Genomic DNA, 25,909 nt, shown 5'->3' on the forward strand with positions numbered 1-25,909 from the left:
TTTATACGTGAAAAATGAAATTTATTATTAGAGAAACACTTAATTTACTTTTTGAATTCTTCCATCAATAACTGGCTGAATTGGTTCTTTTAATTGTTTTACGTAATTGACTAACGCTTCAAAGTCGTTTGGCCCAGTTTCTGCATTTTTACCATTTTTAAATGATACGAATCCATCACCGCCAGAAGCTAAGAAGGCATTTGCAACTACGCTATACGTTGTAGATGGAGATAATTCTTCTCCGTTTGTTAAACGTATATTTGTAACTTTTTCACCGTTTGGTTTATTTGCATCCCACGTATATTGAATACCTGAAATTTGAAGCATTCTTGTTGTTCCTTTTTGCCATTGCTGATTTAAAATATCGCGAATGTCTTGACCTGTTAAATCTACTTTAATCAATTGATTTCCAAAAGGTTGAATGCCGTATAACTCACCCCACGTAATATCACCAGCATCTAAGTCATTACGAATGCCACCAGGATTCATGAGGGAGATTTGAGTTTGCATCGTTTGACGCTGAGCATCGGCAACTAAATTTCCAAGAGTGGACTCACCAGCATCATTTTGTTTACGGTCGATAGGTGCTGTAGATTTTCCGACCACTTCATTTACAAGTGGTGCGATTTTTTCTTTATATTGATCTAGTTTTTTCTTTACTTGTTTATCAGGTTCTACACCTTCATGATACGTTGTAACAACTTCAGCTTTTTTCTTTACAATATCCTTTGTTTTACGATCAATTGTTACATCGACGTCTGAGAAAGCCATTCCGTATGAATTTGCTTGGACAATTAGTTTATTATTTACTGTACCATTTACATACGTATGACTATGTCCACCGAAAATAACATCAACTTCTGGGTCTGTTTCATTTGCAATTCGAGTAAGATCGCCATTTGTTACCCCAGACTCATCGGTTGTTCCACCGACATGAGCAAGAACGACGATAGATTTAACGCCGAGGCGTTTTAATTGTTGTGTTGATTTATTAATTGCTTCTACTTCATCAGTAATTTTTACATTGTTAAGCATCGTAGGCATAACGACATTTGGTGTATCAGTTGTAACAACCCCAATGAATCCTACAGGAACACCATCTACCATTTTTACAGTAAATGGTGGTAAAAATAAGCGGCCAGTTGATTTGTTATAGAAATTAGCAGCTACATAGGGGAAGTTAGCCCCTTTGAAATTTCCTGTTTTTTCATGATATCCACCGTAAATGAGGCGTTTCATTTCATCAATGCCTTCATCAAATTCATGGTTCCCGATTGTACCGACATCAAATTTTAAGTCATTTAAAAATTCAATCGTCGGTTCATCTTGTAATAATGCTGAAACTGGTGGACTAGCTCCGACGATATCACCAGCATGTACGAGAAGTGTATTAGGGTTTTGTTTTTTATGTTCTTTTAAATAAGTAGCTAAGTAATCAGCGCCACCAGCTTCTTTATTATTGATTTTTTTAACAGTATCTAGTTGTCCATGGAGATCATTAATACCAAGCATTTGTACGTCTATGTAGCGGTTTTGTTCAGCTGGATTCTGAGATGGGGGAGCGGCAAATACGCTTGAAAAAGTAATGGTGCTTAAAACAGCAACGGCAGGAATAATTTTTTTCCACATAATATAATTCTCCTTTTTTATAATCTGACATCATACGACATAATTTTAATAGATTCATAGGATTATAGCTACATAAAAATTTAGTCTTTTCGAAAAATTAACATATTTACGAAAAGTGAATAATAGAGTAAAGACCCTTTTTTATTGTCGATTTCATTGTGTATCTACTATAATGGAGAAAAAAGTAAAAGGTGAGTAGCATGAAGAAAAAGAAACAAAGACAAATGCAAAGACAATCACAAGTGAATCAACCAAAGAAAGAAACACTTACATTAGGCGATCAATTAAATGATTCACTCATGCAACAATTAAAGAGTAAGAAGAAAGAGTTGCAAGTGAGGGAAGAGGAAAAAGAGGCAGCTGAACTGGAAAGAAAGCGCCAAGAACAAAAAGAACGTGAAAAGAATAAATCATTTGAAGAACTGCTAAGTGAAAGTAACCTTACTTGGAAAGACTTTAAATAATAAAAAAATGATCAGTGAAATACCACTGATCATTTTTTGACGAGCTTGTAAGAAAAGGGGAGTTAGAATGAGAAAAATTGTCGTTGTTCCACATGAAAACCATTGGAGTGAAAAATTTCAAATGGAGGCTAAAAGATTAAAATCAGCGATGCCAGAAACGGTAAAAATTTATCATATTGGAAGTACGTCAGTTCCCGGACTGGCAGCTAAACCTATTATTGATATGATCATGGAAGTAGAAAATATCGAAAGAGTAGATGGGTGGAATGAACGATTTATAGAGCTTGGTTACATCGTAAAAGGGGAAAATGGTATTTCAAGACGCCGATATTTTATTCATGGAACTGAAGAAAAACGCTCGTATCATTTACACGTGTTTGAAAAAGGAAATCCAGAGATAGTAAGGCATTTAGCATTTCGTGATTATATGATGGCTCATTGTGAAGAAGCAGAGGCATATGCAACCTTAAAGAAAGAATTAGCCGAAAAGTATACATATGATGGCGCGTTATATACGGAAGGAAAAAATGAGTTTGTGCGCAATGTGGATGAAAAAGCGAAAGAATGGAGAAAAAATAACGTGAATGAATGAGTTCACGCTATTTTTTAGCTATATAAAAGTGTTATGTAAACTGTACGTATGTTTTGACTTTTGGGATGAATCTTGTTGAAATAAAATTGTGGCTTATAAAAAATGTAACAATGAAAGGGAGACGACTGTGCATATTCCAACAACTACACTTCATAATGGCGTGAAAATGCCGATGATTGGTCTAGGCGTATATAAAGCGAAAGAAGGAGACGAAGTAAAGCAAGCAGTAAAAACAGCGTTAGAAGTTGGATACCGTTCGATTGATACAGCAACTGTATATGAAAATGAAAGCGGTGTCGGAGAGGCGATACGTGAATCAGGAATTCCAAGAGAAGATATATTTATAACAACAAAAGTATGGAACGACGATCAAGGATATGAGGAGACACTCGAGGCGTTTGAAAAGAGTTTGAAAAAATTACAAATGGACTATGTAGATTTATATTTAATACATTGGCCGGTAAGAGGGAAGTATGTTGATACGTACCGAGCTTTAGAGAAATTGTATGAAGAAGGTAAAGTGCGTGCGATTGGTGTTTCTAATTTTCATAAACATCATTTAGAACTATTATTACCAAATTGCAAAGTGAAGCCGATGGTAAACCAAGTGGAACTTCATCCGATGTTGACGCAATTTGAGTTGCGAAATTATTGTCAAGATGAGCAAATTCAAATGGAAGCATGGAGTCCGTTAATGAGGGGCGGAGAAGTATTCCAGCATCCAATCATTCAGGCTATTGCTAACAAATATGAAAAAACACCTGCACAAGTTATATTAAGGTGGGATATTCAAAGCGGGATTGTTACAATTCCTAAATCTGTTACACCATCTCGTATTAAAGAAAACTTTACTATTTCTGATTTTGCACTAACTGAAGAAGAGATACGTCAAATTAACACGTTGAATCGTGATTTACATGTAGGAACGAATCCTGATAAATATGATACGTTATAAAAAAGACTGTCTCCTAATACTGGAGACAGTCTTCTGTTTTATCGGTAATTCGATATTTTTAACGATGCAAAGCATATGTGTCATATTTAACAATCTTTTGAAGTTGTATATATTCTTCTTTCGTTAAAGGTAACTGTTGACTAGCTCGTATATTTTCCTGTAATTGTTGAAGAGAGCTTGCACCAGGTATAACAGCTGCAACAGTCTTATTATGTAAGCAATATTGAATAGCTGTTCCTGTTAAAGAGCGTTCTCCAATCATTTCTTTTACACTTGCTAGAGTTGCATGTAATTCATCGTAAGAATAAGAGAGATAATCCTTTTCCTTTACTCTTTCTATCTTTCTTGCATTATTGTCAGTTAAAATTCCTTTTGCAAGTGGCCCGCGGGCAATGACGCTAATTTGGTGTTCATTTAGAAGGGGGAACCATTCTTCTGGACGACGATTTAAAAGGTTATATTCCATTAGTACACTAACGATGTTTGAGCGTTTTGCATATTCACGAACGACATTTGGGCGTATAGAAGAAATACCGTAATGGCGAATAATACCTTCCTTTTTCAATTCTTCAAAAGCTTCAATTGTTTCATCTATTGGATCTTCAATTGTTCCGCCATGAAGTTGGTAAAGGTCAATATAATCAGTTTGAAGTCTACGTAAACTTTCCTTTACTTCAGTCTTTATGTAAGCTTTAGAAGGATCCCAAGACCAGCCATTTTTTTCTTCTGTCCAACGATTTCCAACCTTCGTTGTAAGTACAATTTGGTCTCTTCTTCCCTTCAAGGCTTTTCCAACAAATTCTTCATTTAATCCGTAATCATATAAATCTGCTGTATCAAAAAAATTAATTCCTAAATCGATCGCTTCATCGATAATATGCATAGCTTCTGTTTCAGATGTACCGAGAGACATACAGCCAAGGCCCATTTCTGTAACAAACAAATCTGAGTTTCCTAATTGACGTTTTTTCATAGGTCAACCTCCTTACCTTTATTGTACGAGAGGGAAAAGAGGTTGACAAACGTTTACTTTCCGCTTCGCATTAACTGCCCGTAAAAGCATGATTAATGTTTCACTTTATTTGCTGTAATCCACTCTTGTACAGTTGTATACTCTTTGCTATATTGCTTTAGCTTATGGCGAATTTGCCATGCTTTTCCGACTAAAGTGACGCGATTTGGTAAAATATAAACTTTCATTTCTATCACGCTCCTTTCAATGTGGTAAAATGTATGAGGAAAGAATAGGAAATAGAACAGGGAGATGAAGTAGTATGAGTAATCTTGCAGAGAGAACAGTAAAAACTGAGCCAATTTTTGATGGTAGAGTTATAAAAGTTCGTGTTGATGATGTAGTATTACCAAATGGAGCAATGAGTAAACGTGAAATTGTAAATCACCCTGGTGCAGTTGCTATTATTGCTATTACTGATGAGGGGAAAATTGTGCTTGTTGAGCAGTATCGTAAAGCACTTGAAAAGGCGATTATAGAAATTCCGGCTGGCAAGTTAGAACCTGGTGAAAAACCTGAGGTAACAGCAGTTCGTGAATTAGAAGAGGAAACAGGATATGTATGTGAAAATATGGAGCTCATTACTTCTTTCTATACATCTCCAGGATTCGCAGATGAAATTTTATATGTATATAAAGCGACAGGTTTGACAAGAAAAGAAAATAAAGCTGAGTTAGATGAAGATGAGTTTGTGGAATTAATGGAAGTATCGTTAGAAGAAGCGATTACTCTTATGAAAGATCTTCGTATTCATGATGCGAAGACGATGTTTGCAGTACAATATTTACAACTACAAAAATAAACACTCGCCAAAGGCGAGTGTTTTTTAATTGATTTTTGCATATACACGTGCATCACGTAAGCTACCATCTGGTGCTAGGAAATCATTTTCCATTGTCCCTTCTAGAATGAATTCTAGACGTTCTGCTAAGCTACATGCATTTATATTTGTTGCATCAGTACGAATTTCAATTCTTCTAGCGCCTAGTTTATCAAAGGCGAACTGAATTGCACCTTTAACAGCTTCGGTCATATAGCCTTGTTTTGTATAGGCACTATGTAGCCAGAAGTGAAGTGAAAACTTTGGAATATCCCAGTTTTCAGGCTTTAGTGTAATTGCTCCGATGAATGTACCAGATACTTTATCGTATAAGTGAAAATCAAGTGTTTCACGAAGTAAAAACTGTCCGTGAGCTTCGCGAACAATTTCTTCAGCACTCTCTTCTGTTTCAGCGTTAATTGGTATCCACGGTACTAAGTCTTCTAGAGAAGCTTGGATTGCTTCATATACTTCTGCACCATCACCTGGAAATGGTTTACGAACTTGCAAGCGTTCAGTTTGAAATAATGTTGGAAAATCTAATAATAATGGTTTCAAGAGAAATCCCTCCTATTCTCTACTTTTTAGTTTAGCAAAGTAGAGCGGAATTTCAATGTTAATTCGTCATACTTTTTTCTTTCTTTCATACATTTTTAATAAGAGTGTGAACGGAGGGAAGAAAAATGTGGCGAAAAAATTGGCAAGACCGTGTAATGTCTCACATACAGGAAAACTCTTCATTATATATATTTAACGCTGTTTTATTATTGATGGGAGTAATATTCGGAGCCATTCTCGTGAATAGTTTACAAATCAATCAAAAACAAGATTTATCATTTTATTTACAACGTTTTTTTGGACAAGTCTCTAAAGGAGAATTTGCCATTGCGGGCGAAATGTTTCGAGAAAGTTACTTTTCGCAATTAAAATACATCGGATTTATTTGGATTTTAGGAATTTCAATTATTGGATTACCACTTATTTTTATTTTATTATTTGTAAAAGGAGTTGTCGTTGGATTTACAGTTGGTTTTTTAGTAAGTCAGCATGGATGGAATGGACTATTATTAGCATTTGTATCTGTTTTGCCACAAAATTTAATTATCATTCCAGTCTTTCTCGTTATGACAACCATTGCTGCAAGTTTTTCTTTACGGATGATTAGGCATCAATTTATTAGAAAAATAACCGAGCCACTATTACCATTATTAATCCGTTATACATGCTTCTTTCTCGTAATTGGAGTGGTGTTAGCACTTGCTTCTAGTGTGGAGGCTTACGCATCACCAGTTTTAATGAAAGAAGTCGTTGAGGCTATTAATAAAAAATAAATACTTTTTGAGAATAATTATCAATTTGTTTTTATTGTTTTTTCTTTTGACAGAAGCCCTTCTTCTGATATAATGGTGTAAGAGTGGCGAGGAGGGAGTAGTACCGAATGGAAGAAAGAATTGAACGAATTAAGAAGCAATTACATGCAGCGAGCTACAAATTAACACCGCAACGTGAAGCAACAGTTCGTGTGCTGCTAGAAAATGAAGAAGATCATTTAAGCGCAGAAGATGTTTACCTCCTTGTAAAAGAAAAGTCGCCAGAGATCGGATTAGCAACCGTCTATCGAACTTTAGAACTATTATCTGAGTTAAAAGTTGTCGATAAGATTAACTTCGGAGACGGTGTTTCACGCTATGACTTACGCCAAGAAGGTGCGCAGCGTTTCCACCATCATTTGATTTGTACACAATGTGGTGCTGTACAAGAAATACAAGAAGATTTACTTGGTGAAGTGGAAAGGAAAGTAGAACGAGACTGGAGCTTTAAGGTGAAAGATCATCGTTTAACATTCCATGGGATTTGTAAAAATTGTCAAGAAAATGAAACGGATGAAAAATAACCTTTTCCTATTTATCTAGGAAGAGGTTTTTTATTTGAATAAGGTATAAATTGGTGAAAGCTTGGCATATGTTGTAATAACTTATATTTTGGAGGAATTTACAATGCGCCGAGCTTTAAAATTAACTTTTGATGGAATAAAAGTATTTTTATTATTTACAAGTTGTACGATTTTGTTTTATTTCGCTATACTATGGATAAATGAAGAATATGAAAGCTATCATCGTTATGAAAAACCTAAAGAAGAGACTGTAGAAAAAGTATCAGGGAATGAAGAACCGGCAAAGGATGCTTTCGTAAATAGAATGATGTTTTTCTATGAAAATGGGGAGTAGTGTAGAGTGGAAGATCAATTAAAAGATTTTATTCATTATATGGTTGTCGAAAAAGGATTAGCAAAGAATACAGTAGTATCTTATGAACGGGATTTAAAAAGCTACGTAAAGTATTTGCAAAATGTGGAACAGACGAAAACTTTTCATGAAGTGACCCGTTTACACATTGTTAACTTTTTGCAGTATTTAAAAGAGAACGGAAAATCTTCGAAAACATTGGCGCGTCATATCGCATCAATTCGTTCGTTCCACCAATTTTTACTTCGTGAACGAGCGGTAGAACACGATCCATCCGTACATATTGAAACGCCACAAGGGGAACGGAAATTACCAAAGGTATTATCAGTTGATGAAGTAGAGGCGTTACTTCAAACACCAAAAATGACAAGTGCTTTTGGTATTCGTGATAAGGCGATGCTAGAGTTACTGTATGCGACAGGACTTCGTGTTTCAGAATTGATTGCACTCAATTTAGACGATGTACATTTAACGATGGGATTTGTTCGTTGCATAGGGAAAGGGAATAAAGAAAGAATTATTCCACTAGGAAGTTTAGCAACGGAAGCGATTCAAAAGTATATTGAAAAAGGAAGAAGAGAATTAATGGGGAAAAAAGTAGTAGATGCACTCTTTTTAAACCATCATGGTAATCGATTATCAAGACAAGGATTTTGGAAAATATTAAAACGATTAGCGAAAGAGGCAAATATTGAAAAAGAACTTACACCTCATACGTTGCGTCACTCGTTTGCTACGCACTTATTAGAAAATGGAGCAGATTTACGTGCTGTACAAGAAATGCTTGGACATGCAGATATTTCAACTACGCAAATCTATACGCACGTTTCAAAAACTAGATTAAAAGATGTATATAAACAGTTTCATCCGAGAGCATAGTTACTATGCTCTTTTTTTCATAGATTAAGAGGGGAAGACCGTTTCACAGAAACTTCACAAACATTTCGTATATTGTTTTCAGCAGAAGACTGGAATATTACAATGTATTTCCTCTATACTAAATAAAGTATAAAGGAGGAAATGATGATGAAAAAACTGATTATAACTTTATTTATCGCGATGCTAGCGTTGGCTGGCTGTAATACCAACAAAGAAGAACCGAAAAAAGAACAGAAACTTGAAGCTGTAAAAGTAGCAGTCCAAACAAATCCGAAAGAAATTAAACCAGGTGAAAAAACAGAAGTACAAGCACTTGTTACACAAGGGAAAGAAAAAGTAACGGATGCCGATGATGTAAAGTTTGAAATTTGGAAAGATGGCGACGAAAAGCACGAGATGTTAGATGGTAAGCATAAAGGAAAAGGTGTTTATGCAGTAGAGAAAACATTCGAAACGGATGGAGTATACCATATTATTGCTCACACAAATGCACGTGAAATGCACGTTATGCCAGAAGTGAAAGTTGCTGTAGGAAATGCGAAAGTAGAAGATGCGAAAAAAGAAAATAGTGATCACAGTGCAGGACATGGAGATCATAAAAGTGACACAATGATCCATCTTATGGCTGGAGACATAAAGGCAAATGCTGAATCTACAATGAAAGTTCATTTAAAGCAAAAAGAAGAAGCATTAACTGGTGCTGAAGTACAACTAGAGATTTGGAAAGATGGTGTTGAAAAACACGAATTTATTCCAGCGAAAGAAGGGAATAAAGGAGAGTATGAAACGAAACATACTTTCAAAGAGAACGGTGCTTACAAAGTGAAAGTACATGTAAGAAAAGGCGAATTGCATGAACATAAAGAAGAAACAATAGAAGTAAAATAAAAAGTAGCTCTTTAGAGCTACTTTTTATTTTTAATATGAAGAAATAAATCATAAAAAAATTAGCACTTCGTTGCAGAATGGATTACAATAGAAGTGTGAAGAAAATGAGAAATTCTACGAAAATGTATTAAAAAGAAAGCGTAAACATGTTATGATATCAGTATCAGATGTCTGACATCTGACTTAGAAAAAACTAGAAATGTTTTTGAATCGTTTCAAGTAAACGAAATAGGTTAGAAAATGATTTAAAGAAGTACTGTTTGACAATGAGAATTCTTTTGGATAACAGTTTCACTTTATAGCGTTTTGAACATACTACAAGAAGTAGAACTGAACTTATAGGAGGTCGCAGTTATGAATAAATATAAACGTATATTCCTAGTCGTAATGGACTCTGTGGGAATCGGTGAAGCACCAGATGCTGAGCAATTTGGTGATCTAGGATCTGACACAATTGGTCACATTGCTGAACATATGAATGGATTACAAATGCCTAACATGGTGAAATTAGGTCTTGGTAACATTCGAGAAATGAAAGGTATCTCTAAAGTAGAGAAACCACTTGGATATTACACAAAAATGCAAGAGAAATCTACTGGTAAAGATACAATGACAGGTCACTGGGAAATCATGGGCCTTTACATTGATACACCATTCCAAGTGTTCCCAGAAGGATTCCCGAAAGAATTACTTGATGAATTAGAAGAAAAAACAGGCCGTAAAATTATCGGTAATAAGCCAGCTTCTGGAACTGAGATTCTTGATGAACTTGGTCAAGAGCAAATGGAAACAGGCTCTTTAATCGTTTATACTTCTGCTGATAGCGTATTGCAAATTGCAGCACACGAAGAAGTAGTGCCACTTGATGAGTTATATAAAATCTGTAAAATTGCACGTGAATTAACATTAGATGAGAAATACATGGTAGGTCGTGTTATTGCTCGTCCATTCGTTGGTGAACCTGGAAACTTTACACGTACACCAAATCGTCATGACTATGCATTAAAACCATTCGGCCGTACAGTAATGAACGAATTAAAAGATAGTGACTACGATGTAATTGCTATTGGTAAAATCTCTGATATTTATGATGGTGAAGGGGTAACTGAATCACTTCGTACGAAGTCTAACATGGATGGAATGGATAAGCTTGTAGATACATTAAATATGGACTTTACAGGTCTTAGCTTCTTAAACTTAGTTGACTTTGATGCATTATTCGGCCACCGCCGTGATCCACAAGGATACGGAGAAGCTCTGCAAGAATATGATGCACGTCTTCCAGAAGTATTCGCAAAACTAAAAGAAGATGATCTATTATTAATTACAGCAGACCACGGTAATGATCCAATTCACCCTGGTACTGACCATACACGTGAATATGTACCATTATTAGCATATAGCCCAAGCATGAAAGAAGGCGGACAAGAGTTACCACTTCGTCAAACATTTGCTGATATTGGTGCAACGGTAGCAGAAAACTTCGGTGTGAAAATGCCAGAATACGGAACAAGCTTCTTAAACGAGCTAAAGAAATAGGGGGATAAACAAATGAATCGTGAACTTATTACAAAATCAGCTTCATACTTAAAAGAGAAATTTCAAGAGACACCACAAGTAGGACTAATCCTTGGATCAGGACTAGGTGTATTAGCAGACGAAATTGAGAACGCAGTAACAGTACCTTACAGTGAAATCCCTGAATTCCCAGTATCAACTGTAGAAGGCCATGCAGGTCAACTAGTATTTGGTACACTTCAAGGTGTAACAGTAGTAGCAATGCAAGGACGTTTCCACTTCTATGAAGGATACGACATGCAAAAAGTAACATTCCCAGTTCGTGTTATGAAAGAACTAGGTGTAGAAACAGTAGTTGTAACAAACGCAGCTGGTGGTGTAAATACATCATTTGAGCCAGGCGATCTTATGTTAATTTCAGACCACATTAACTTTATGGGTACGAATCCATTAATCGGACCGAATGATTCTGAAATGGGCGTACGTTTCCCTGATATGTCTACATCATATACAGTAGAACTTCGCGAAATGGCGAAACAAGTTGCAGCAGACTTAAATATTAAAGTACAAGAAGGTGTATACGTAGGAATGACAGGTCCTGTATATGAAACACCTGCTGAAATTCGTATGCTTCGTACACTTGGCGGAGATGCAGTTGGTATGTCAACAGTACCTGAAGTAATTGTAGCGCGTCACGCTGGTATGAAAGTATTAGGTATTTCTTGTATTTCAAATATGGCAGCTGGTATTTTAGATCAACCACTTCACCACGATGAAGTAATTGAAACGACAGAACGTGTTAAAGCTAACTTCTTAGCATTAGTAAAAGCAATCGTAAAACAAATGAAGGGGTGACTTCACAATGAGAATGGTGGACCTAATTGCAAAAAAACGTGACGGACATGCATTAACGACAGAAGAAATTAACTTTATTGTTGAAGGATATACGAATGGTGATATTCCTGATTATCAAGTAAGTTCACTTGCAATGGCAATTTTCTTCCAAGATATGAACGATCAAGAGCGTGCTGATTTAACGATGGCAATGGTAAATAGCGGTGATACAATCGACTTATCGGCTATTGAAGGTGTAAAAGTAGATAAGCATTCAACAGGTGGTGTTGGTGATACAACGACACTTGTATTAGGTCCATTAGTAGCTGCTTTAGATGTACCAGTAGCGAAAATGTCTGGACGCGGTTTAGGACATACTGGTGGTACAATTGATAAATTAGAAGCAGTTCCAGGATTCCATGTGGAAATTGAAAACGATGAATTCATGCGTCTTGTAAATGAAAACAAAATCGCTGTTATCGGCCAAAGTGGTAACTTAACACCTGCTGATAAAAAGTTATATGCACTTCGTGATGTAACAGCAACAGTAAACTCAATTCCGCTTATTGCAAGTTCGATTATGAGTAAAAAAATTGCTGCTGGTGCAGATGCAATTGTTCTTGATGTAAAAACTGGAGCAGGTGCATTTATGAAAACGGATGAAGATGCAAAACGTTTAGCAGAAGCAATGGTACGCATCGGTAATAACGTTGGTCGTAATACGATGGCAGTTATTTCTGATATGAGTCAACCACTCGGTGAAGCTATCGGTAACGCATTAGAAGTACAAGAAGCAATTGATACATTACAAGGTAAAGGGCCGAAAGATTTAGAAGAGCTATGTTTAACACTTGGAAGTCAAATGGTGTACCTTGCTGGACAAGCTTCATCTTTAGAAGATGCACGTGAAAAGCTAATTGAAGTAATGAACAACGGAAAAGCGCTAGAATCATTTAAAACATTCTTATCAGCGCAAGGCGGCGACGCATCTGTTGTTGATGACCCTTCTAAATTGCCACAAGCACAATTTAAAATTGAAGTGGAAGCGAAAGAAGACGGATATGTATCAGAAATCGTTGCAGACGAAATCGGAACAGCAGCAATGCTTTTAGGAGCAGGACGTGTAACGAAAGAGTCTGAAATTGATTTAGCAGTTGGTCTAATGCTGCGCAAAAAAGTAGGCGATAGCGTGAAGCAAGGTGAATCTCTCGTTACAATTTACGCAAACCGCGAAAATGTTGAAGATGTAAAAGCGAAAATTTATGAGAACATGAAGATCTCTAAAGAACACGTAGATGCACCAACTTTAGTACACGGTATCGTAACGAAGTAATAAAAAAAGCTGAGGAGATTTCTCCTTGGCTTTTTTTACTATTTTTTGTTTATAATAATAATGGGTGAAATTATGATTAGAATTTGTGCAGTAACAAAAACAGATGAAGTATTATATGATGTTTCTCTAGAAGAAACAAAGAAAGACCATATTGTATGGTATTGGCTAGATTTATATAAGCCAACGAAAGAAGAGTATACATATATTCTGCAAGACCATTTTAAGTTCCATCCCCTTGCAATTGAAGACTGTATAGAATACGTACAGAGGCCAAAAGTTGATTTTTATGATGGATATAACTTTTTAGTTCTTCATGCATTTGGGGAAGATGGACTAGAACCGCACGAAATCGATTTATTTATTAGTGATCGTTATATTGTTTCTTTCCACTTTTCTCATAACAATGCAATCGAAAGAGTATGGAAAACACTTGGAGAAAAGAAGCGTATTAAAAATAGTCCTTTACACGTAGCTCATACAATTATTGACCAAATTGTAGATGACTATTTTGCGCCTGTATATTACATTGAGGATCATTTAAATGCAATTGATGATAATTTAACCGGGGAGACAGCAGGAAGTGTATTAGAAGAGGTATTTGATATACGTGCAGATTTATCAAAGCTAAGGCGTACAATCATTCCGATGCGTGATTTATTATATCGTATTTTAAATTCGACTCGTTTTTATGGTATAAGCGATCATGAAATTTACTTTAAAGATATACATGATCATTTGCTTAAACTAACAGAAATGATTGAGGCAAGTCGAGAGTTAACAGCAGATATTCGGGATAGTTATTTTTCATTAAACTCACATCATATGAATAACATTATGAAAACATTAACTGTATTCTCGACTATTTTCATGCCATTAACATTTATTGCGGGAGTATATGGAATGAACTTTACGCATATGCCAGAGCTTGGTGGACAATATAGTTATTTTATTTGTCTACTTATCATGGCACTAATTGGCGGCGGAATGATGGCCTGGTTTTATAAAAAAGGATGGTTTAAGTAAAAAAACACCGAGGATTTCCTCGGTGTTTTTTTTAACCAATAGCATGTAATACAAACATAGCTAAGAATAAGCATGTAATGATATACATAGATGGTGCGACTTCTTTACGCTTTCCAAGAGCAACTTTTAAGATAGGGTAAGCAATAAATCCGAACGCAATGCCATCAGCGATACTATATGTGAGCGGGATCATGACGATAATTAAGAACGCTGGAAATCCTTCTGAAAAATCGTTCAGAGGAATTTGCTGAATGCTTGTAATCATCAGGCCGCCAATAATAATTAAGATTGGTGCAATGGCACTATCAGGAATTAGTTTGACAAACGGAAGTGCAAACAATGATGCAAAGAATAACAACCCCGTAACGATAGACGTCAGACCTGTCTTTCCGCCTGCAGTAATACCTGCGGCACTCTCTACTGTTGATACGGTAGGGCTTGTGCCAAATAGACCACATGTCATTGCTGAAATTGCATTGGCTTGGTAAGCACGTGGGAATTTACGGTCATCTTCTAATAAACCGTGCAGAAGTCCCATGTTCTCAAAAATAAGCACCATGCTTAAGGAGAATGTTGCAATCCAAAACGGTAAGGAAGAAAGTTTGCCAAATGACATAGCTCCAAACACATCGCCGTAATTAGCGAATGAGAATGAACTATTTCCGATTTGACTTGTATCAACAAGGCCAAATAGCCATGCAATACCAGTTCCTATTGCAATCGTCCATAAAAAGTTTCCACGTACGTTACGAATAAATAGTACAAGTGCAACGATAAGAGTAAGCACGGTCGCAAGAACGACAGGGTTACTTAATTTACCCATTGCAACAGCAGTATTTGGGTTCGAAACGACTAAGCCACCTTTTTGCAATCCGATAAACGCTAAAAATAATCCGATGCCGACAGTAATTGCTTCCTTTAATGACTTTGGAATTGATACTGATAGCACGCGAGCGATTGGTGTAAAAGCGGCAATTGCAAAAATAATACCAGAGATAAAGACAGCAGCCAATGCTTCTTGCCAAGTTAGTCCAAGCGTATGCACAGCTGTGTACGTGAAGAATGCATTTACACCCATACCAGGGACAAGAATAGCAGGTGCATTTGCCCAAAATGCCATGAGTAGACATCCGACAAATGAACTGAAAACAGTTGCTAAAATTCCAGCTTCAAGAGGAATGCCAGCATCGGATAAAATTGATGCATTTACAATCATAATATATACGATCGTGAAAAATGACGTAACTCCAGCTAAAACTTCTTGTTTTGGTGATGTTTCGTGTAAACCTAATTTAAATGTTCTTTCAAGTATTCCTTTCATGTTAAACCTTCTTTTTCATATCCCTCTCCCACCCGTGATATCTCTTTCGTAAGAGCTCACCGTTCTTTATTATATCAGAACATCATGTTTTTACAACAAGTAAAATGATAACGTTTACTTGTAAAGAGAATTCGTTATAAATACGTAAAAATAGCCCGTATGGATGAAATGATTTCTAATTCACCCGATTGAATAGGCGGGGCTGCTTGTGCATGTAAAGTAGCATAAGACGTAACCTCCCTTGGTAATTGGGCAGATTCTTCAACGAATGAGAGGGGAACAGGATTAATATTTAAATTATATGTACTCGCAATAGCACGAGCTTTTTCTACTGCTTGGTGCAGAGCTTGAATGAGAGCTTGCTCATAATATTTATTTGGATGAGATACTCGGAAACGTAAACCTTTTGCTACATTTGCTCCATTTGAAACGGCTATATCATATACTTCCCCAGCTTTTTGTACATTTAAAACGGTAATTTCATACAAATGCTCCACGCGGTATCCTTGCAGCAATGCTTTATCATTTACATATTCGTATTGAGGAGTGATCGTATAAGAAATCGTTTCTATATCTTTATCGGCAATACCAAGCTGTTTAAGTGCATCCAGCAATTGTTTGGATTGCACTGCATTTTCTTCTTGAGCCTGTTTTACATTTTTATCATCTGTTCGAATGCCAAGCGTTAATATAACAACATTCGGTTTTGCTTTAACGACGCCTTCGCCTTGTACAGTAATAGTAGCTTCTTTACCAGTATTAGCTGTGCGTACGTTGTGTAAATAAGGATTCATTCCACCCTGCATTTTCCATCACCATCCTTTTTATATGTATATGTGTGAACAAAAAAGAAATTTATATGAAAAAAGTTACATAAATGAGAATGTTGAGGAAAGAAAGCATATACAACATAGGTATTTATAGATTATAATATGTGTAAATATGATAAAAAAGGGACGAGGCTATTGAACGAAAAAAGAGAAACGCTGATTTTAGATTTATCTGCATCATTTCGAAAAATGATACGTTTATTACAAAATGATATTAATACACGTTTTGCAGAACATATGCCATATAATGAATTTTCTGTATTACGTGCGTTATTTTTAAACAGTCCACAGATGGCTTCGCAAATTGCGAGTGAAGTAAACGTAACCTCCAGTCATATTACAGCTGTTACAGATCGTCTCGTACGAAAAGGATTAGTAGAAAGAAAACGTTCTAATTCAGATCGTCGAATCGTGTACTTAGAAATTACAGAGCACGGAAGAGAAGTAACTGAAAAACTTGAAGCTGTGCGTAAAGAATATTATAAAGAGAGATTTAAAGGTTGGAGCGACCAAGAAATAGAAATGGTCTTAGAACTATTTGGCCGCGTATTATAATAAATGAGGATAGGAAGCGAAAGCACTCCTATCCTTTTTCTTTTGAATAAAAATATTTTGAAACTCCGATACTTTAATTAAAAGATCGGAGGAAAGATTATGAAATATATTGCTGCACTTACCATTTTATTTGGTAGTTTTTTCTGTTTTCAAACATTCACGTACGCAGATACGCCTATCCAAGTGGTGCGAAAAGAAGTGAAGTACATCGAAAACGATAATACAGTCTTATATTCAAAATTATGGGTTCGTTCTATGCAAAACGCAGTATTATTCCACCATAGCGATAATATCCGTAATCGGGACACATTACGTAATGTAACAAGTTCATCGCTTGTTAAAGCGAAGCAACTATCTTTTCAGAAAGCAGCACTTTATATACCGAGACTATCGCAATACGTATCAAAAATAGGGAAAGAAAACATTCAAGTGTACTACATTGCGATTCACTATAATGTGAAAAAAGAAAATGCATATCAATTAGATGGCATGAACTATTTTCTACAAGTATTCGTAAAAGAGCGTGGGGAATGGAAAATTGCCGAAAGTGTAGTTGCACCGACAGAGCAAATTGTGCAAAATGGTGATGGATTTGGGATGAAAGAAGAGATGGTGTATGGGGATAGGAGAGAGAATGTGAAATAACCTCCTTTTAAAGGAGGTTATTTCACACGCCAAGAAAATTTAAATTTTAATAAGCGAGATAATAGTAGGTAGACTATCGTACTGGTCCCTATAAAACCAATATAATAATTTAAGATAGAACGACTTCCGCCCGCTGCCATTCCTCCAAACATTCCAATAAAGATTACACAACATATCATACATAGTGTTTTAAGCTTCGGGTATAATAGAAAGTTTCCGTTTTGTTCATTAGGTGATCTTGTATATAAGTACATTCCTAAAGGGAATAGAATAAGTATATTTGCAATTGGACCGGTAAGTTTTGTTGCTGAAGGAATATACGTAAAATTAGGTTCATCATGACGTACGCCTTGTTGATCAGTATAAGCACGTTGAGGATCGTAATTAAAATTAATATTGAATCCACGAACGGGCGCTAAAATACTCATTTTTTCTATTACTGAACCGTAACGATCTACATTTTCCTCCGTATAGACGGTATGATTGGAAGTAAGTCCAACCGTATGAATAGAAATAGCTCCGGCAATTAGAGTCGGCAAAATAAAAGGGAATCCAAGTATAGCAACACTGAAGAATCCTTGTGAAATCATATTACCAGCAATTGTTCCTATGCATAATGCAAGTGTATAGATAGCAATTAAGATGATAACCATGTACAAGAAGTAAGTATGAAATGGTGAAAATATTTGATACTTATTATGAAAGGTTGTCTTTTTCATAATAGCAAAAAGTCCCCAATTTAGTATAACGATAGCTACAATATTACACACACCAAAAAGCCATTTCGTTATGAAGAGATGTTTTCGTTTAAATGGCATAGACCATAAAATGTCACTTGATTGATTTTGACGTTCCCATCCAATAAGAATGCAGGCTAATATAATAAGGAGTCCTCCTTGAACCATGATAGCATCGGGAAGTGAAAGTTGATAATAGTATCGGTATATATATTTCCATTCATTATGTTCATGAAAATATTTTAATTGCTCGGCAGCTGCTAAATAGTATTTATATGATAGTACATAAAAACTTACTAACCAAAATAGCCAAACAATATATTTACTTTGTTTGTAGGTATGCACCCATAATGCTTTTTGAAACATAGGATCTCTCCTTTAAAAAACTTTATAGTTTGTAAGACGTGATAATATAAAATAAGTGACGATTCCAAATAAAAAGAACCCAACATAGTAACTAAATAATAAATCAAAACGTTTTAACATTTGCCCACCTATTAATGCAAAATAAAAGGTAGTACCCCACATCCAGAGTGAGTTGTATTTTGGGAAAAGGAAAATTTTCTTATTATGTTCATTAGGTGATCGTGCATAAAGAAACATACCAATTAGTAAGCTGGAAATAGTATAGAAGATAGGAACAAGTATTACTTTTGCAGAGTAGTAACTATGAAAAGTGGGTCCCCTTTGTATTACTTTTCCATGATCTTCATCTGATTGGACAGTAGGGTGGTAATTATAACTAATTGAAAAGTCTAATATAGCGCTTGAAATGTTGGTCTTTTTATTGAATTTATAAATGTTTTCGAAATTCGTATAACTTTTATTCCCCTGTATTGCCTCAGCATGAGCTGTAAAGAAAAGGAGTAAGAGTGAAAAGATTCCCATTCCCATTATGCAAAAAGTAATGCTGAAGATGCTTTGTGAAATAATACTGCCAGTAAATGTACCTATACATAAAGAGACAGTATAGATAGCGATATATGTGAAAATTGCATACAAGAAATATCGATGAAACGGTTCGAAAGATTGATATTCAAAGTGAAACGTAGATTTATAAATAAAATACATAAGACCCCAATTGATTAGAAATGATAGTACAATGAAAAATCCACCGAAAACCCACTTCGATAAGAACATATCACGTCTTTTAAATGGAAATGTCATAAGTGAATCTCCATTTTGATTACTTCGCTCCCATCCAATTAATATACAGGATAGGATAATTGTAATAATACTTAACCAAAAGCTATTAGAAGAATAAAAAGAATAATGATAGTAGAACTTTTCTTCACCTATTTTTTCTGGATGGAGAAAGAGAGACTGTTGAGTTTCTGCTGCTTGATAGTATTCGAAAGATAAAAAATAAAGTGAACTGAAGAGAAAAAGTAACGCAGCATATTTCCCACGCTTCCAATTCCACATCCACAACGCCTTATGAAACATACCCATCCTCCTCCAGTGTCGTAACGAAGACATCTTCAAGTGACATTGTTAATTCTTCAATGAGCAGTGGTTGTTCTTTATAAAACTTCTCGAGTGTTGTAGCCACATTTCCTTCAATTAAGATTGTATATACTTTTCCTGTTTGATTTAATATTTTAATATTGCTTAAGTTTTCTAGTTTTTGAGGTAATGAACGCTCGTAATCTACTTGTATTTTTGCAAATTGTGATTTTGCATCGTCTAGTGACGTAATAGATGCTACAGTATGTCCTTTTAACATAATGATTGTATCTGCAATTTGTTCCACTTCATCTAAATGATGGGTAGAGATGAAAATGGTAATTTCTTTTTCTGCAACTTCTCCAACGAGAAACTGTAAAATCTGTCTTTTAACGATAGGATCAAGTCCGTTTGTTGGTTCATCTAAAATAATATATTCTGCCTGTGCAGCAACAGCTAAAATGATAGCAAGCAGTGCCTTCATTCCTTTTGAATAACTACGAATTCGTTTGTTTGGTAAGTTGAAACGTTCTAGTAGTTCATAGAAATATGGTTCATCAAAAGCTGTATAAACTGCTTTATAAAACTTCACGATTTCTTTTACTGTATAACCGTTCAGTATGTTAGTAGAATCCGGAACATATACGATTTTTTGTTTCGTTTCAGGATTCTTATGAATGTCGATATCCTCATATGTAACAGTTCCCTCGTCTGGGTCTAAAATGCCGACCATCGTTCGTAATAAAGTTGTTTTTCCCGCGCCGTTTCTTCCAAGTAACCCGATGATACTACCTTTTTGTAATGTGAAAGAAACATCGTCTAAAATTGTTTGAGTATCAATTGTTTTCTTCAAGCTTGTCACTTTCAGCATCCGTATTTCCTCCAATCTCTTTATAGTATGAATCTATCCAATCATGAATTTTATCTTTCGTAACACCAAGATAAGAGGCTTCTAATAGTAATTGATGAAATTGCTTTTCAACCATAGCGATTTTCCTTTCGTCTAATGTTGGGGTAATCGATTGGGATACAAATGTTCCTTTTCCTCGTAACGTTTCAATAATTCCTTGTCGCTCTAACTCTTGATACGCTTTACTCACTGTATTTGGATTTATAACGAGTAAAGAAGCGAGTTCGCGTACAGAAGGAAGTTTATCACTTGGAGCCAACATGTTTTTCAATACGAGTTCTTTTATATTTTGAACAATTTGTTCCCATATCGGAGTGTTGCTTCTTGGGTCAAGTTGAATATGCAAGAGCAATGTCTCCTTCCTCATATGTATTAAGTGTACTACTGTGTGTAATACATTTAATACAATATAGGGGACGAATGTATTTGTCAACTGAAAATAATAGAAAAAATTGGTATTAAAAAAAGGAGAATTGGAAAAAATAGGTCTGATATAGAATGGAGGGTTAGTCATGAAGCGAGTTTTTGGAATACTTGTTTGTTTCATGTTATTGCTTTCTGGAACTTCAGTGAGTTTTGCGCAATCTGAAAAAACGAAGCAGGAGAAAACAGAAGAAACAACGCCGAAGTTAGCGGAACAAGCGTCGTCAGCAATCGTAATTGAGCAAGATACAGGTAAAGTTTTATTTGATAAAAACCCAAATGAAAAATTACCACCTGCTAGTATGACAAAGATTATGACAATGCTTTTAATTATGGAACAAGTTGAAAAAGGAAAACTAAAACTGACCGATAAAGTTAGAGCGAGTGAACATGCAGCTTCAATGGGTGGATCGCAAATCTTTTTAGAACCTGGGGAAGAGATGACTGTAAATGAGATGTTAAAGGGTATTGCAATTGCATCTGGAAATGACGCATCTGTTGCAGTAGCCGAGCATATCGCAGGTTCAGAAGAAGGATTTGTAAATATGATGAACAAAAAGGCGAAAGATTTAGGGCTGAAAAATACACATTTTCAAAACCCAACAGGTCTTCCGGCCAAAGACCATTATTCGACAGCAAATGATATGGCTATAATGGCGAGAGAATTGATGAAGTATCCACTTATTCGTAAATACACAGGTAAGTACGAAGATTATTTACGTGAAGATACGGATAAAAAGTTTTGGCTCGTTAATACGAATAAGCTAGTACGTTTTTATCCTGGCGTAGATGGAGTAAAAACAGGTTTTACGACAGAAGCGAAATATTGTTTAACAGCATCGGCTGAAAAAAATGGCATGCGTGTCATTTCAGTTGTCATGGGAGCACCAACATCAAAAGAACGGAACAACCAAGTGACGAAGCTTCTTGACTATGCATTTGGACAATATATGACAAAGAAATTGTATACGCGCGGCGAAAAAATTAAGACAGTTCAAGTAGGGAAAGGGAAAAAAGAAAAAGTAGATTTAGTTGCATCAGATAATGTTTCTCTTCTTATGAAGAAGGGCGAGAATATGGACAAGGTAAAACAAGAAGTAATTGCTGAAAAGAAAGTAAAAGCACCGATTAAAAAAGGTGACGCGCTTGGTACACTTGTTATTAAAAAAGATAAAGATGTTTTATTAAAACAAACAATTGTAGCAAAAGAAGATGTTGCTGCAGCGAGCTGGTGGGAGTTATTTAAAAGAAGTTTTGGGATGTTTTCAACATCAAAATAGCGGCAAATATTTTGCCGCTTTTCTATTCGTATGTAAGTGAATAATGCTGAAAGGTTTCACTTTATGACGAAATAGTTCTTCTTTTGTCAGCAGGAAGGATTCTTATTTTGTATCACGAAAATCTTTATGTATGTGAATAAGTAAAGTTTGAGCATAAGGAGGAAATCGTGTGAGTCTTTCCATGCAATTAGAAGTAAAACGTGACGTCCTATGTGTGAGACTAGAGGGTGAATTAGATCATCATACGGCTGAAGAGTTGCGAACGAAAGTAACAGATATGATTGAGACACATGGTGTTCATCATATTGTTTTGAGCCTAGAGAACTTATCGTTTATGGATAGTTCTGGTCTAGGTGTTATATTAGGCCGATATAAACACGTAAAGGGATTAGGTGGAGAAATGGTTGTTTGTGCAATTTCACCGCCTGTTAAGCGTTTATTTGAAATGTCGGGCTTATTCAAAATCGTTCGCTTAGAAGAAAGTGAAGCGCACGCGCTCGCGACGTTGGGGGTGGCATAGATGAGAAATGAAATGAACCTTCAATTTTCAGCATTAAGTCAAAATGAATCATTCGCTCGCGTTACAGTGGCGGCTTTCATTGCACAACTAGATCCAACGATGGAAGAATTAACGGAGATTAAAACAGTTGTGTCAGAAGCGGTTACAAATGCAATTATTCATGGATACGAAGGAAATGCAGAAGGTATTGTTTATATTTCTGTAATTTTGGAAGAAGCAATGGTGAAACTCACGATTCGAGATGAAGGGATTGGAATCTTTAACTTAGATGAAGCGAGACAACCCCTTTTTACAACTAAACCTGAATTAGAGCGTTCCGGAATGGGATTTACTATCATGGAAAATTTTATGGATGAAGTAGAAGTTATTTCAAACGAATCTTTCGGGACAACAATCCATTTGACAAAATACTTATCAAATAGTAACGCTCTATGCAATTAAGGAGAATAGCCTATGGACATAGAGGTCAAAAATGAGAAGAAGAAACCTCAGTTAAAGGACCACGAGCTAAAAGCGTTAATTCAAAAAAGTCAAGATGGAGATCAACAAGCGAGAGATACAATCGTTCAAAGTAATATGCGCCTCGTTTGGTCGGTTGTACAGCGGTTTCTTAATCGAGGATACGAACCAGACGACCTATTTCAAATTGGATGTATTGGGCTCTTGAAATCGGTAGATAAATTTGATTTATCTTTCGACGTGAAATTTTCAACATATGCAGTTCCAATGATTATTGGTGAAATACAACGTTTCTTACGTGATGATGGATCAGTGAAAGTTAGTAGGTCTTTAAAAGAAACAGGAAACAAAATTCGAAAGATGAGAGATGAGCTTTCGAAAGAATTCGGAAGGGCTCCAACGATTAATGAAGTGGCAGAGGCACTAGAACTAACGCCAGAGGAAGTTGTGCTAGCACAAGAAGCGAGCCGGGCCCCTTCATCTATACATGAAACTGTATATGAAAACGATGGAGATCCAATCACTATTTTAGATCAAATTGCAGATCAATCTGAAACGAAATGGTTCGATAAAATTGCTTTAAAAGAAGCGATTAGAGAACTAGATGAACGAGAGCGCTTAATTGTATATTTGCGTTACTATAAAGATCAGACACAATCAGAAGTAGCAGAGCGCATAGGCATTTCGCAAGTACAAGTTTCAAGACTTGAAAAGAAAATATTAAAACAGATGAAAGATCGAATAGACGAATAATTGTCTATTCGATTTTTTTATGCTGTTAATAGGAGAGAGATGTTAATTTTCTCAAAAATTAACAGAATTTATTGATAATTTAGTTAATTTACAATATAATCCAAGTATGAACTTGTCATAAAGGGGGAAGGAAACATGGAAACGAGGCAACAATGGGGAACGAGAGCTGGATTTATTTTCGCAGCGGTCGGATCTGCCGTTGGATTAGGAAACATATGGCGTTTTCCTTATACAGCGTATGAAAATGGAGGAGGAGCATTCTTTTTACCGTACTTATTTGCATTATTAACGACTGGTATTTCATTGTTAGCGTTTGAGTTTGCCCTTGGTCATCGTCATCGTGGTTCAGCGCCACTTACATTTTTCCGTATTAGCCCGCGTGCCGAATTTATTGGATGGTGGCAAATGTGCGTAACATTTATCGTTTCAACATATTATGCAGTGATTATTGCTTGGTCTATATCGTATACATACTTTGCAATTACTGGAGCGTGGGGAAAAGACACGCAATCATTTTTATTTAAAGAGTACTTACATGTTGCAGATAAGCCAGGACAATTTGGAGGACTTGTACCAGAAGTATTAATTCCGTTAGCTCTCGTTTGGATTATTGTGCTTGGCGTTGCATTTAAAGGAGTTAAAAAAGGAATCGAAGTTGTTAACCGTATATTTATTCCTTTATTAGTTGTTATGTTCCTTATTATCGTTGTTCGTGCAGTGACGATGGAAGGTGCTATGCAAGGACTAGATGCATTCTTTAAACCAGATTGGAGTCGTATTTTTGATGGGAAAGTATGGCTTGCTGCTTACGGTCAAATATTCTTTAGTTTATCTTTAGCATTTGGAATTATGATTACGTATTCTAGCTATTTACCGAAAAACTCGGATACAACAAATAATGCCTTTATTACTGGATTTGCAAACTCAGGATTTGAATTATTAGCAGGTATTGGGGTCTTTGCAGCTCTTGGATTTATGGCAAATAATATGGGAGTACCGGTTGATAAAGTAGCAAGTGCTGGCGTTGGGCTTGCGTTCGTAGTATTTCCTCAAATTATTAATGAATTGCCGATGTCACCGTTGTTTGGTGTTTTATTTTTCTTATCGTTAACGGTTGCTGGAATTACATCACTTATTTCACTCGCAGAAGTATGCTTTGCCGCTGTATCTGAAAAATTCAGTTTAAGTCGGGAAAAAACTATTGGAATTATGGGAACCCTTCTCGTGTTAGTTTCTCTTGTTTTTGCAACACGTGGTGGACTTATGTTCTTAGATGTTGTCGACTATTTCGCTAATAATTTCGGATTAATTACAATTGCACTTGCGGAAGTAGTTACGATAGGGCTCATTTTACGCCGTTTACCAGTTTATCAAAATCATGCAAACTTTGTATCTGATATTAAATTAGGAACGTTTTGGAGAGTGAGTTTACTCGTTATTACTCCGCTTATGTTAGGGTATATGCTAATTGATGGTACAATCCAAAATATTAAAAAGAACTACGGAGATTATCCGACTGAGTTTGTTGTAACGTATGGTTGGTCGATAGCAGCAGCATTCCTCATAGTTGCAATAATCATTGGCCTGAAAAAATGGGATGCACAAATTCATTCGGATTCTGCCAAGCTTGAAAAAGAATGGAAAGATCGAGGTGTTTCATAATGAGTGGATCAGCGATTATGATGATGGTTATTGGAATAGTAGTCATTTGGGGAGGGCTTGCATTAAGTATTGTAAACTTATTTAAGAAAAAGGCATAAGTAAAAACATCTGTACCGAAATGGTGCAGATGTTTTTTTATGAAAAAATTGTATTAGAAAAAAATTCAATAACCATA

The 25,909-nt window shown here is 35.8% G+C and carries 31 protein-coding genes; 21 read left to right on the top strand and 10 right to left on the bottom strand.

From position 1 onward, the window contains the following. Positions 1-39: 39 nt before the first annotated feature. Positions 40-1,629, bottom strand: coding sequence for a bifunctional metallophosphatase/5'-nucleotidase (locus ACTFSL_RS24215; RefSeq protein WP_440042533.1), 1,590 nt, complete (start codon positions 1,627-1,629; stop codon positions 40-42). Positions 1,630-1,829: 200 nt separating this feature from the next. Here ACTFSL_RS24215 and ACTFSL_RS24220 point away from each other — a divergent pair, with 200 nt between their 5' ends. The 3 genes from ACTFSL_RS24220 (at position 1,830) to ACTFSL_RS24230 (ending at position 3,640) form a co-directional block, all read left to right on the top strand. Further along, positions 1,830-2,093, top strand: coding sequence for a YqkE family protein (locus ACTFSL_RS24220; protein ID WP_000727561.1), 264 nt, complete (start codon positions 1,830-1,832; stop codon positions 2,091-2,093). A 67-nt stretch (positions 2,094-2,160) separates the two neighbouring features. After that, positions 2,161-2,685, top strand: coding sequence for a GrpB family protein (locus ACTFSL_RS24225; protein ID WP_001227190.1), 525 nt, complete (start codon positions 2,161-2,163; stop codon positions 2,683-2,685). Positions 2,686-2,812: 127 nt separating this feature from the next. Beyond that, positions 2,813-3,640 carry an aldo/keto reductase gene (locus ACTFSL_RS24230; RefSeq protein ID WP_000547993.1) on the top strand — a complete coding sequence of 276 codons (828 nt, stop codon included), beginning with the start codon at positions 2,813-2,815 and terminating at the stop codon, positions 3,638-3,640. Positions 3,641-3,698: 58 nt separating this feature from the next. Here the strand turns inward: ACTFSL_RS24230 and ACTFSL_RS24235 are convergent, their stop codons facing one another. Together ACTFSL_RS24235 and mciZ are read right to left on the bottom strand one after the other, a co-directional pair. Beyond that, on the bottom strand, positions 3,699-4,613 hold the full coding sequence (locus ACTFSL_RS24235; protein ID WP_000747210.1) for an aldo/keto reductase: 915 nt from the start codon (positions 4,611-4,613) through the stop codon (positions 3,699-3,701). Between the two features lie 92 nt (positions 4,614-4,705). Then, the gene (mciZ, locus tag ACTFSL_RS24240; protein ID WP_000870302.1) at positions 4,706-4,840 is read right to left on the bottom strand and encodes a Z-ring formation inhibitor MciZ; all 135 of its coding nucleotides are present in this window, start codon (positions 4,838-4,840) and stop codon (positions 4,706-4,708) included. A 74-nt stretch (positions 4,841-4,914) separates the two neighbouring features. On the opposite strand from mciZ, the gene ACTFSL_RS24245 reads away from it, so the two are divergent. Continuing rightward, positions 4,915-5,454, top strand: a complete 540-nt coding sequence (locus ACTFSL_RS24245) for an NUDIX hydrolase (protein ID WP_000067042.1) — start codon at positions 4,915-4,917, stop codon at positions 5,452-5,454. Between the two features lie 24 nt (positions 5,455-5,478). Here ACTFSL_RS24245 and ACTFSL_RS24250 read toward each other — a convergent pair whose 3' ends face one another. Beyond that, complete coding sequence (locus tag ACTFSL_RS24250; RefSeq protein WP_000803479.1) at positions 5,479-6,030, bottom strand: GNAT family N-acetyltransferase; 552 nt, start codon at positions 6,028-6,030, stop codon at positions 5,479-5,481. A 155-nt stretch (positions 6,031-6,185) separates the two neighbouring features. Between ACTFSL_RS24250 and spoIIM the strand changes: the two genes are divergently transcribed. From spoIIM to corA, 9 genes are all read left to right on the top strand, one after another. Continuing rightward, positions 6,186-6,803: a stage II sporulation protein M gene (spoIIM, locus tag ACTFSL_RS24255; protein ID WP_013142149.1), complete on the top strand. Its 618-nt coding sequence runs from the start codon at positions 6,186-6,188 to the stop codon at positions 6,801-6,803. 107 nt (positions 6,804-6,910) lie between these two features. Beyond that, entirely contained in the window at positions 6,911-7,366 is a 456-nt protein-coding gene (gene fur / locus ACTFSL_RS24260; protein WP_000392657.1) for a ferric iron uptake transcriptional regulator, read from the top strand. 103 nt (positions 7,367-7,469) lie between these two features. Beyond that, complete coding sequence (locus tag ACTFSL_RS24265) at positions 7,470-7,700, top strand: YqzK family protein (protein WP_001250432.1); 231 nt, start codon at positions 7,470-7,472, stop codon at positions 7,698-7,700. A 6-nt stretch (positions 7,701-7,706) separates the two neighbouring features. Continuing rightward, a complete protein-coding gene (xerD, locus tag ACTFSL_RS24270; RefSeq protein WP_440042535.1) occupies positions 7,707-8,597 on the top strand; it encodes a site-specific tyrosine recombinase XerD in 891 nt (296 codons plus the stop codon). Between the two features lie 147 nt (positions 8,598-8,744). Further along, complete coding sequence (locus ACTFSL_RS24275) at positions 8,745-9,485, top strand: FixH family protein (protein ID WP_000733456.1); 741 nt, start codon at positions 8,745-8,747, stop codon at positions 9,483-9,485. Positions 9,486-9,839: 354 nt separating this feature from the next. Continuing rightward, on the top strand, positions 9,840-11,024 hold the full coding sequence (deoB, locus tag ACTFSL_RS24280) for a phosphopentomutase (RefSeq protein ID WP_001046079.1): 1,185 nt from the start codon (positions 9,840-9,842) through the stop codon (positions 11,022-11,024). A 12-nt stretch (positions 11,025-11,036) separates the two neighbouring features. After that, on the top strand, positions 11,037-11,858 hold the full coding sequence (locus ACTFSL_RS24285; RefSeq protein ID WP_001078446.1) for a purine-nucleoside phosphorylase: 822 nt from the start codon (positions 11,037-11,039) through the stop codon (positions 11,856-11,858). A gap of 7 nt (positions 11,859-11,865) precedes the next feature. After that, a complete protein-coding gene (locus ACTFSL_RS24290; protein WP_097999108.1) occupies positions 11,866-13,170 on the top strand; it encodes a pyrimidine-nucleoside phosphorylase in 1,305 nt (434 codons plus the stop codon). Between the two features lie 60 nt (positions 13,171-13,230). Further along, positions 13,231-14,193, top strand: coding sequence for a magnesium/cobalt transporter CorA (gene corA / locus ACTFSL_RS24295; protein WP_002000765.1), 963 nt, complete (start codon positions 13,231-13,233; stop codon positions 14,191-14,193). A gap of 31 nt (positions 14,194-14,224) precedes the next feature. Here corA and ACTFSL_RS24300 read toward each other — a convergent pair whose 3' ends face one another. Beyond that, positions 14,225-15,514, bottom strand: a complete 1,290-nt coding sequence (locus ACTFSL_RS24300; RefSeq protein ID WP_000676248.1) for an NCS2 family permease — start codon at positions 15,512-15,514, stop codon at positions 14,225-14,227. Between the two features lie 134 nt (positions 15,515-15,648). Next, a complete protein-coding gene (locus tag ACTFSL_RS24305) occupies positions 15,649-16,320 on the bottom strand; it encodes an SIMPL domain-containing protein (RefSeq protein WP_001161448.1) in 672 nt (223 codons plus the stop codon). A gap of 159 nt (positions 16,321-16,479) precedes the next feature. Here ACTFSL_RS24305 and ACTFSL_RS24310 point away from each other — a divergent pair, with 159 nt between their 5' ends. Continuing rightward, positions 16,480-16,899 (top strand): MarR family winged helix-turn-helix transcriptional regulator, encoded by a 420-nt coding sequence (locus ACTFSL_RS24310; RefSeq protein WP_001003307.1) that lies wholly within the window; start codon positions 16,480-16,482, stop codon positions 16,897-16,899. 99 nt (positions 16,900-16,998) lie between these two features. Further along, entirely contained in the window at positions 16,999-17,544 is a 546-nt protein-coding gene (locus ACTFSL_RS24315) for a hypothetical protein (RefSeq protein ID WP_000873787.1), read from the top strand. 17 nt (positions 17,545-17,561) lie between these two features. On the opposite strand, the gene ACTFSL_RS24320 is transcribed toward ACTFSL_RS24315, so the two are convergent. From ACTFSL_RS24320 to ACTFSL_RS24335, 4 genes are read right to left on the bottom strand one after another with little or no spacing between them, the layout of a single operon-like run. Further along, positions 17,562-18,647, bottom strand: coding sequence for an ABC-2 transporter permease (locus tag ACTFSL_RS24320; RefSeq protein ID WP_017657070.1), 1,086 nt, complete (start codon positions 18,645-18,647; stop codon positions 17,562-17,564). Between the two features lie 12 nt (positions 18,648-18,659). Then, positions 18,660-19,727, bottom strand: coding sequence for an ABC transporter permease (locus ACTFSL_RS24325; protein WP_440042537.1), 1,068 nt, complete (start codon positions 19,725-19,727; stop codon positions 18,660-18,662). Beyond that, positions 19,717-20,598, bottom strand: coding sequence for an ABC transporter ATP-binding protein (locus tag ACTFSL_RS24330; RefSeq protein WP_440042538.1), 882 nt, complete (start codon positions 20,596-20,598; stop codon positions 19,717-19,719). The genes ACTFSL_RS24325 and ACTFSL_RS24330 overlap by 11 nt, the downstream gene beginning before the upstream one ends. Next, positions 20,564-20,983 carry a GntR family transcriptional regulator gene (locus ACTFSL_RS24335; RefSeq protein ID WP_000548040.1) on the bottom strand — a complete coding sequence of 140 codons (420 nt, stop codon included), beginning with the start codon at positions 20,981-20,983 and terminating at the stop codon, positions 20,564-20,566. Before ACTFSL_RS24335 ends, ACTFSL_RS24330 begins: the two co-directional genes overlap by 35 nt. Before the next feature lie 166 nt (positions 20,984-21,149). On the opposite strand from ACTFSL_RS24335, the gene dacF reads away from it, so the two are divergent. The 6 genes from dacF (at position 21,150) to ACTFSL_RS24365 (ending at position 25,832) form a co-directional block, all read left to right on the top strand. Beyond that, positions 21,150-22,340, top strand: a complete 1,191-nt coding sequence (gene dacF, locus ACTFSL_RS24340; RefSeq protein WP_000831998.1) for a serine-type D-Ala-D-Ala carboxypeptidase DacF — start codon at positions 21,150-21,152, stop codon at positions 22,338-22,340. A 169-nt stretch (positions 22,341-22,509) separates the two neighbouring features. Continuing rightward, complete coding sequence (gene spoIIAA / locus ACTFSL_RS24345; protein WP_000059135.1) at positions 22,510-22,860, top strand: anti-sigma F factor antagonist; 351 nt, start codon at positions 22,510-22,512, stop codon at positions 22,858-22,860. After that, the gene (gene spoIIAB / locus ACTFSL_RS24350; RefSeq protein WP_001243398.1) at positions 22,861-23,301 is read left to right on the top strand and encodes an anti-sigma F factor; all 441 of its coding nucleotides are present in this window, start codon (positions 22,861-22,863) and stop codon (positions 23,299-23,301) included. Positions 23,302-23,313: 12 nt separating this feature from the next. After that, on the top strand, positions 23,314-24,072 hold the full coding sequence (sigF, locus tag ACTFSL_RS24355; RefSeq protein WP_000350729.1) for an RNA polymerase sporulation sigma factor SigF: 759 nt from the start codon (positions 23,314-23,316) through the stop codon (positions 24,070-24,072). Positions 24,073-24,207: 135 nt separating this feature from the next. After that, positions 24,208-25,734 (top strand): sodium-dependent transporter, encoded by a 1,527-nt coding sequence (locus tag ACTFSL_RS24360; RefSeq protein WP_000450088.1) that lies wholly within the window; start codon positions 24,208-24,210, stop codon positions 25,732-25,734. Further along, a complete protein-coding gene (locus ACTFSL_RS24365) occupies positions 25,734-25,832 on the top strand; it encodes a methionine/alanine import family NSS transporter small subunit (protein ID WP_000016828.1) in 99 nt (32 codons plus the stop codon). The genes ACTFSL_RS24360 and ACTFSL_RS24365 overlap by 1 nt, the downstream gene beginning before the upstream one ends. Positions 25,833-25,909 lie beyond the last annotated feature (77 nt).

The sequence above is a fragment of the Bacillus cereus group sp. MYBK108-1 genome, assembly GCF_051917185.1.
In the GTDB taxonomy this organism is placed as follows: domain Bacteria; phylum Bacillota; class Bacilli; order Bacillales; family Bacillaceae_G; genus Bacillus_A; species Bacillus_A cereus.

What these genes read in the sequence shown, in the direction of transcription:
- ACTFSL_RS24215 (WP_440042533.1), bottom strand. Translation starts at nt 1,629, where the DNA reads ATGTGGAAAAAAATTATTCCTGCCGTTGCTGTTTTAAGCACCATTACT.
- ACTFSL_RS24220 (WP_000727561.1), top strand. Translation starts at nt 1,830, where the DNA reads ATGAAGAAAAAGAAACAAAGACAAATGCAAAGACAATCACAAGTGAAT.
- ACTFSL_RS24225 (WP_001227190.1), top strand. Translation starts at nt 2,161, where the DNA reads ATGAGAAAAATTGTCGTTGTTCCACATGAAAACCATTGGAGTGAAAAA.
- ACTFSL_RS24235 (WP_000747210.1), bottom strand. Translation starts at nt 4,613, where the DNA reads ATGAAAAAACGTCAATTAGGAAACTCAGATTTGTTTGTTACAGAAATG.
- mciZ (WP_000870302.1), bottom strand. Translation starts at nt 4,840, where the DNA reads ATGAAAGTTTATATTTTACCAAATCGCGTCACTTTAGTCGGAAAAGCA.
- ACTFSL_RS24245 (WP_000067042.1), top strand. Translation starts at nt 4,915, where the DNA reads ATGAGTAATCTTGCAGAGAGAACAGTAAAAACTGAGCCAATTTTTGAT.
- spoIIM (WP_013142149.1), top strand. Translation starts at nt 6,186, where the DNA reads ATGTCTCACATACAGGAAAACTCTTCATTATATATATTTAACGCTGTT.
- fur (WP_000392657.1), top strand. Translation starts at nt 6,911, where the DNA reads ATGGAAGAAAGAATTGAACGAATTAAGAAGCAATTACATGCAGCGAGC.
- ACTFSL_RS24265 (WP_001250432.1), top strand. Translation starts at nt 7,470, where the DNA reads ATGCGCCGAGCTTTAAAATTAACTTTTGATGGAATAAAAGTATTTTTA.
- ACTFSL_RS24275 (WP_000733456.1), top strand. Translation starts at nt 8,745, where the DNA reads ATGAAAAAACTGATTATAACTTTATTTATCGCGATGCTAGCGTTGGCT.
- deoB (WP_001046079.1), top strand. Translation starts at nt 9,840, where the DNA reads ATGAATAAATATAAACGTATATTCCTAGTCGTAATGGACTCTGTGGGA.
- ACTFSL_RS24285 (WP_001078446.1), top strand. Translation starts at nt 11,037, where the DNA reads ATGAATCGTGAACTTATTACAAAATCAGCTTCATACTTAAAAGAGAAA.
- ACTFSL_RS24290 (WP_097999108.1), top strand. Translation starts at nt 11,866, where the DNA reads ATGAGAATGGTGGACCTAATTGCAAAAAAACGTGACGGACATGCATTA.
- corA (WP_002000765.1), top strand. Translation starts at nt 13,231, where the DNA reads ATGGGTGAAATTATGATTAGAATTTGTGCAGTAACAAAAACAGATGAA.
- ACTFSL_RS24300 (WP_000676248.1), bottom strand. Translation starts at nt 15,514, where the DNA reads ATGAAAGGAATACTTGAAAGAACATTTAAATTAGGTTTACACGAAACA.
- ACTFSL_RS24305 (WP_001161448.1), bottom strand. Translation starts at nt 16,320, where the DNA reads ATGCAGGGTGGAATGAATCCTTATTTACACAACGTACGCACAGCTAAT.
- ACTFSL_RS24315 (WP_000873787.1), top strand. Translation starts at nt 16,999, where the DNA reads ATGAAATATATTGCTGCACTTACCATTTTATTTGGTAGTTTTTTCTGT.
- ACTFSL_RS24320 (WP_017657070.1), bottom strand. Translation starts at nt 18,647, where the DNA reads ATGTTTCAAAAAGCATTATGGGTGCATACCTACAAACAAAGTAAATAT.
- ACTFSL_RS24325 (WP_440042537.1), bottom strand. Translation starts at nt 19,727, where the DNA reads ATGTTTCATAAGGCGTTGTGGATGTGGAATTGGAAGCGTGGGAAATAT.
- ACTFSL_RS24330 (WP_440042538.1), bottom strand. Translation starts at nt 20,598, where the DNA reads ATGCTGAAAGTGACAAGCTTGAAGAAAACAATTGATACTCAAACAATT.
- dacF (WP_000831998.1), top strand. Translation starts at nt 21,150, where the DNA reads ATGAAGCGAGTTTTTGGAATACTTGTTTGTTTCATGTTATTGCTTTCT.
- spoIIAB (WP_001243398.1), top strand. Translation starts at nt 22,861, where the DNA reads ATGAGAAATGAAATGAACCTTCAATTTTCAGCATTAAGTCAAAATGAA.
- sigF (WP_000350729.1), top strand. Translation starts at nt 23,314, where the DNA reads ATGGACATAGAGGTCAAAAATGAGAAGAAGAAACCTCAGTTAAAGGAC.
- ACTFSL_RS24360 (WP_000450088.1), top strand. Translation starts at nt 24,208, where the DNA reads ATGGAAACGAGGCAACAATGGGGAACGAGAGCTGGATTTATTTTCGCA.
- ACTFSL_RS24365 (WP_000016828.1), top strand. Translation starts at nt 25,734, where the DNA reads ATGAGTGGATCAGCGATTATGATGATGGTTATTGGAATAGTAGTCATT.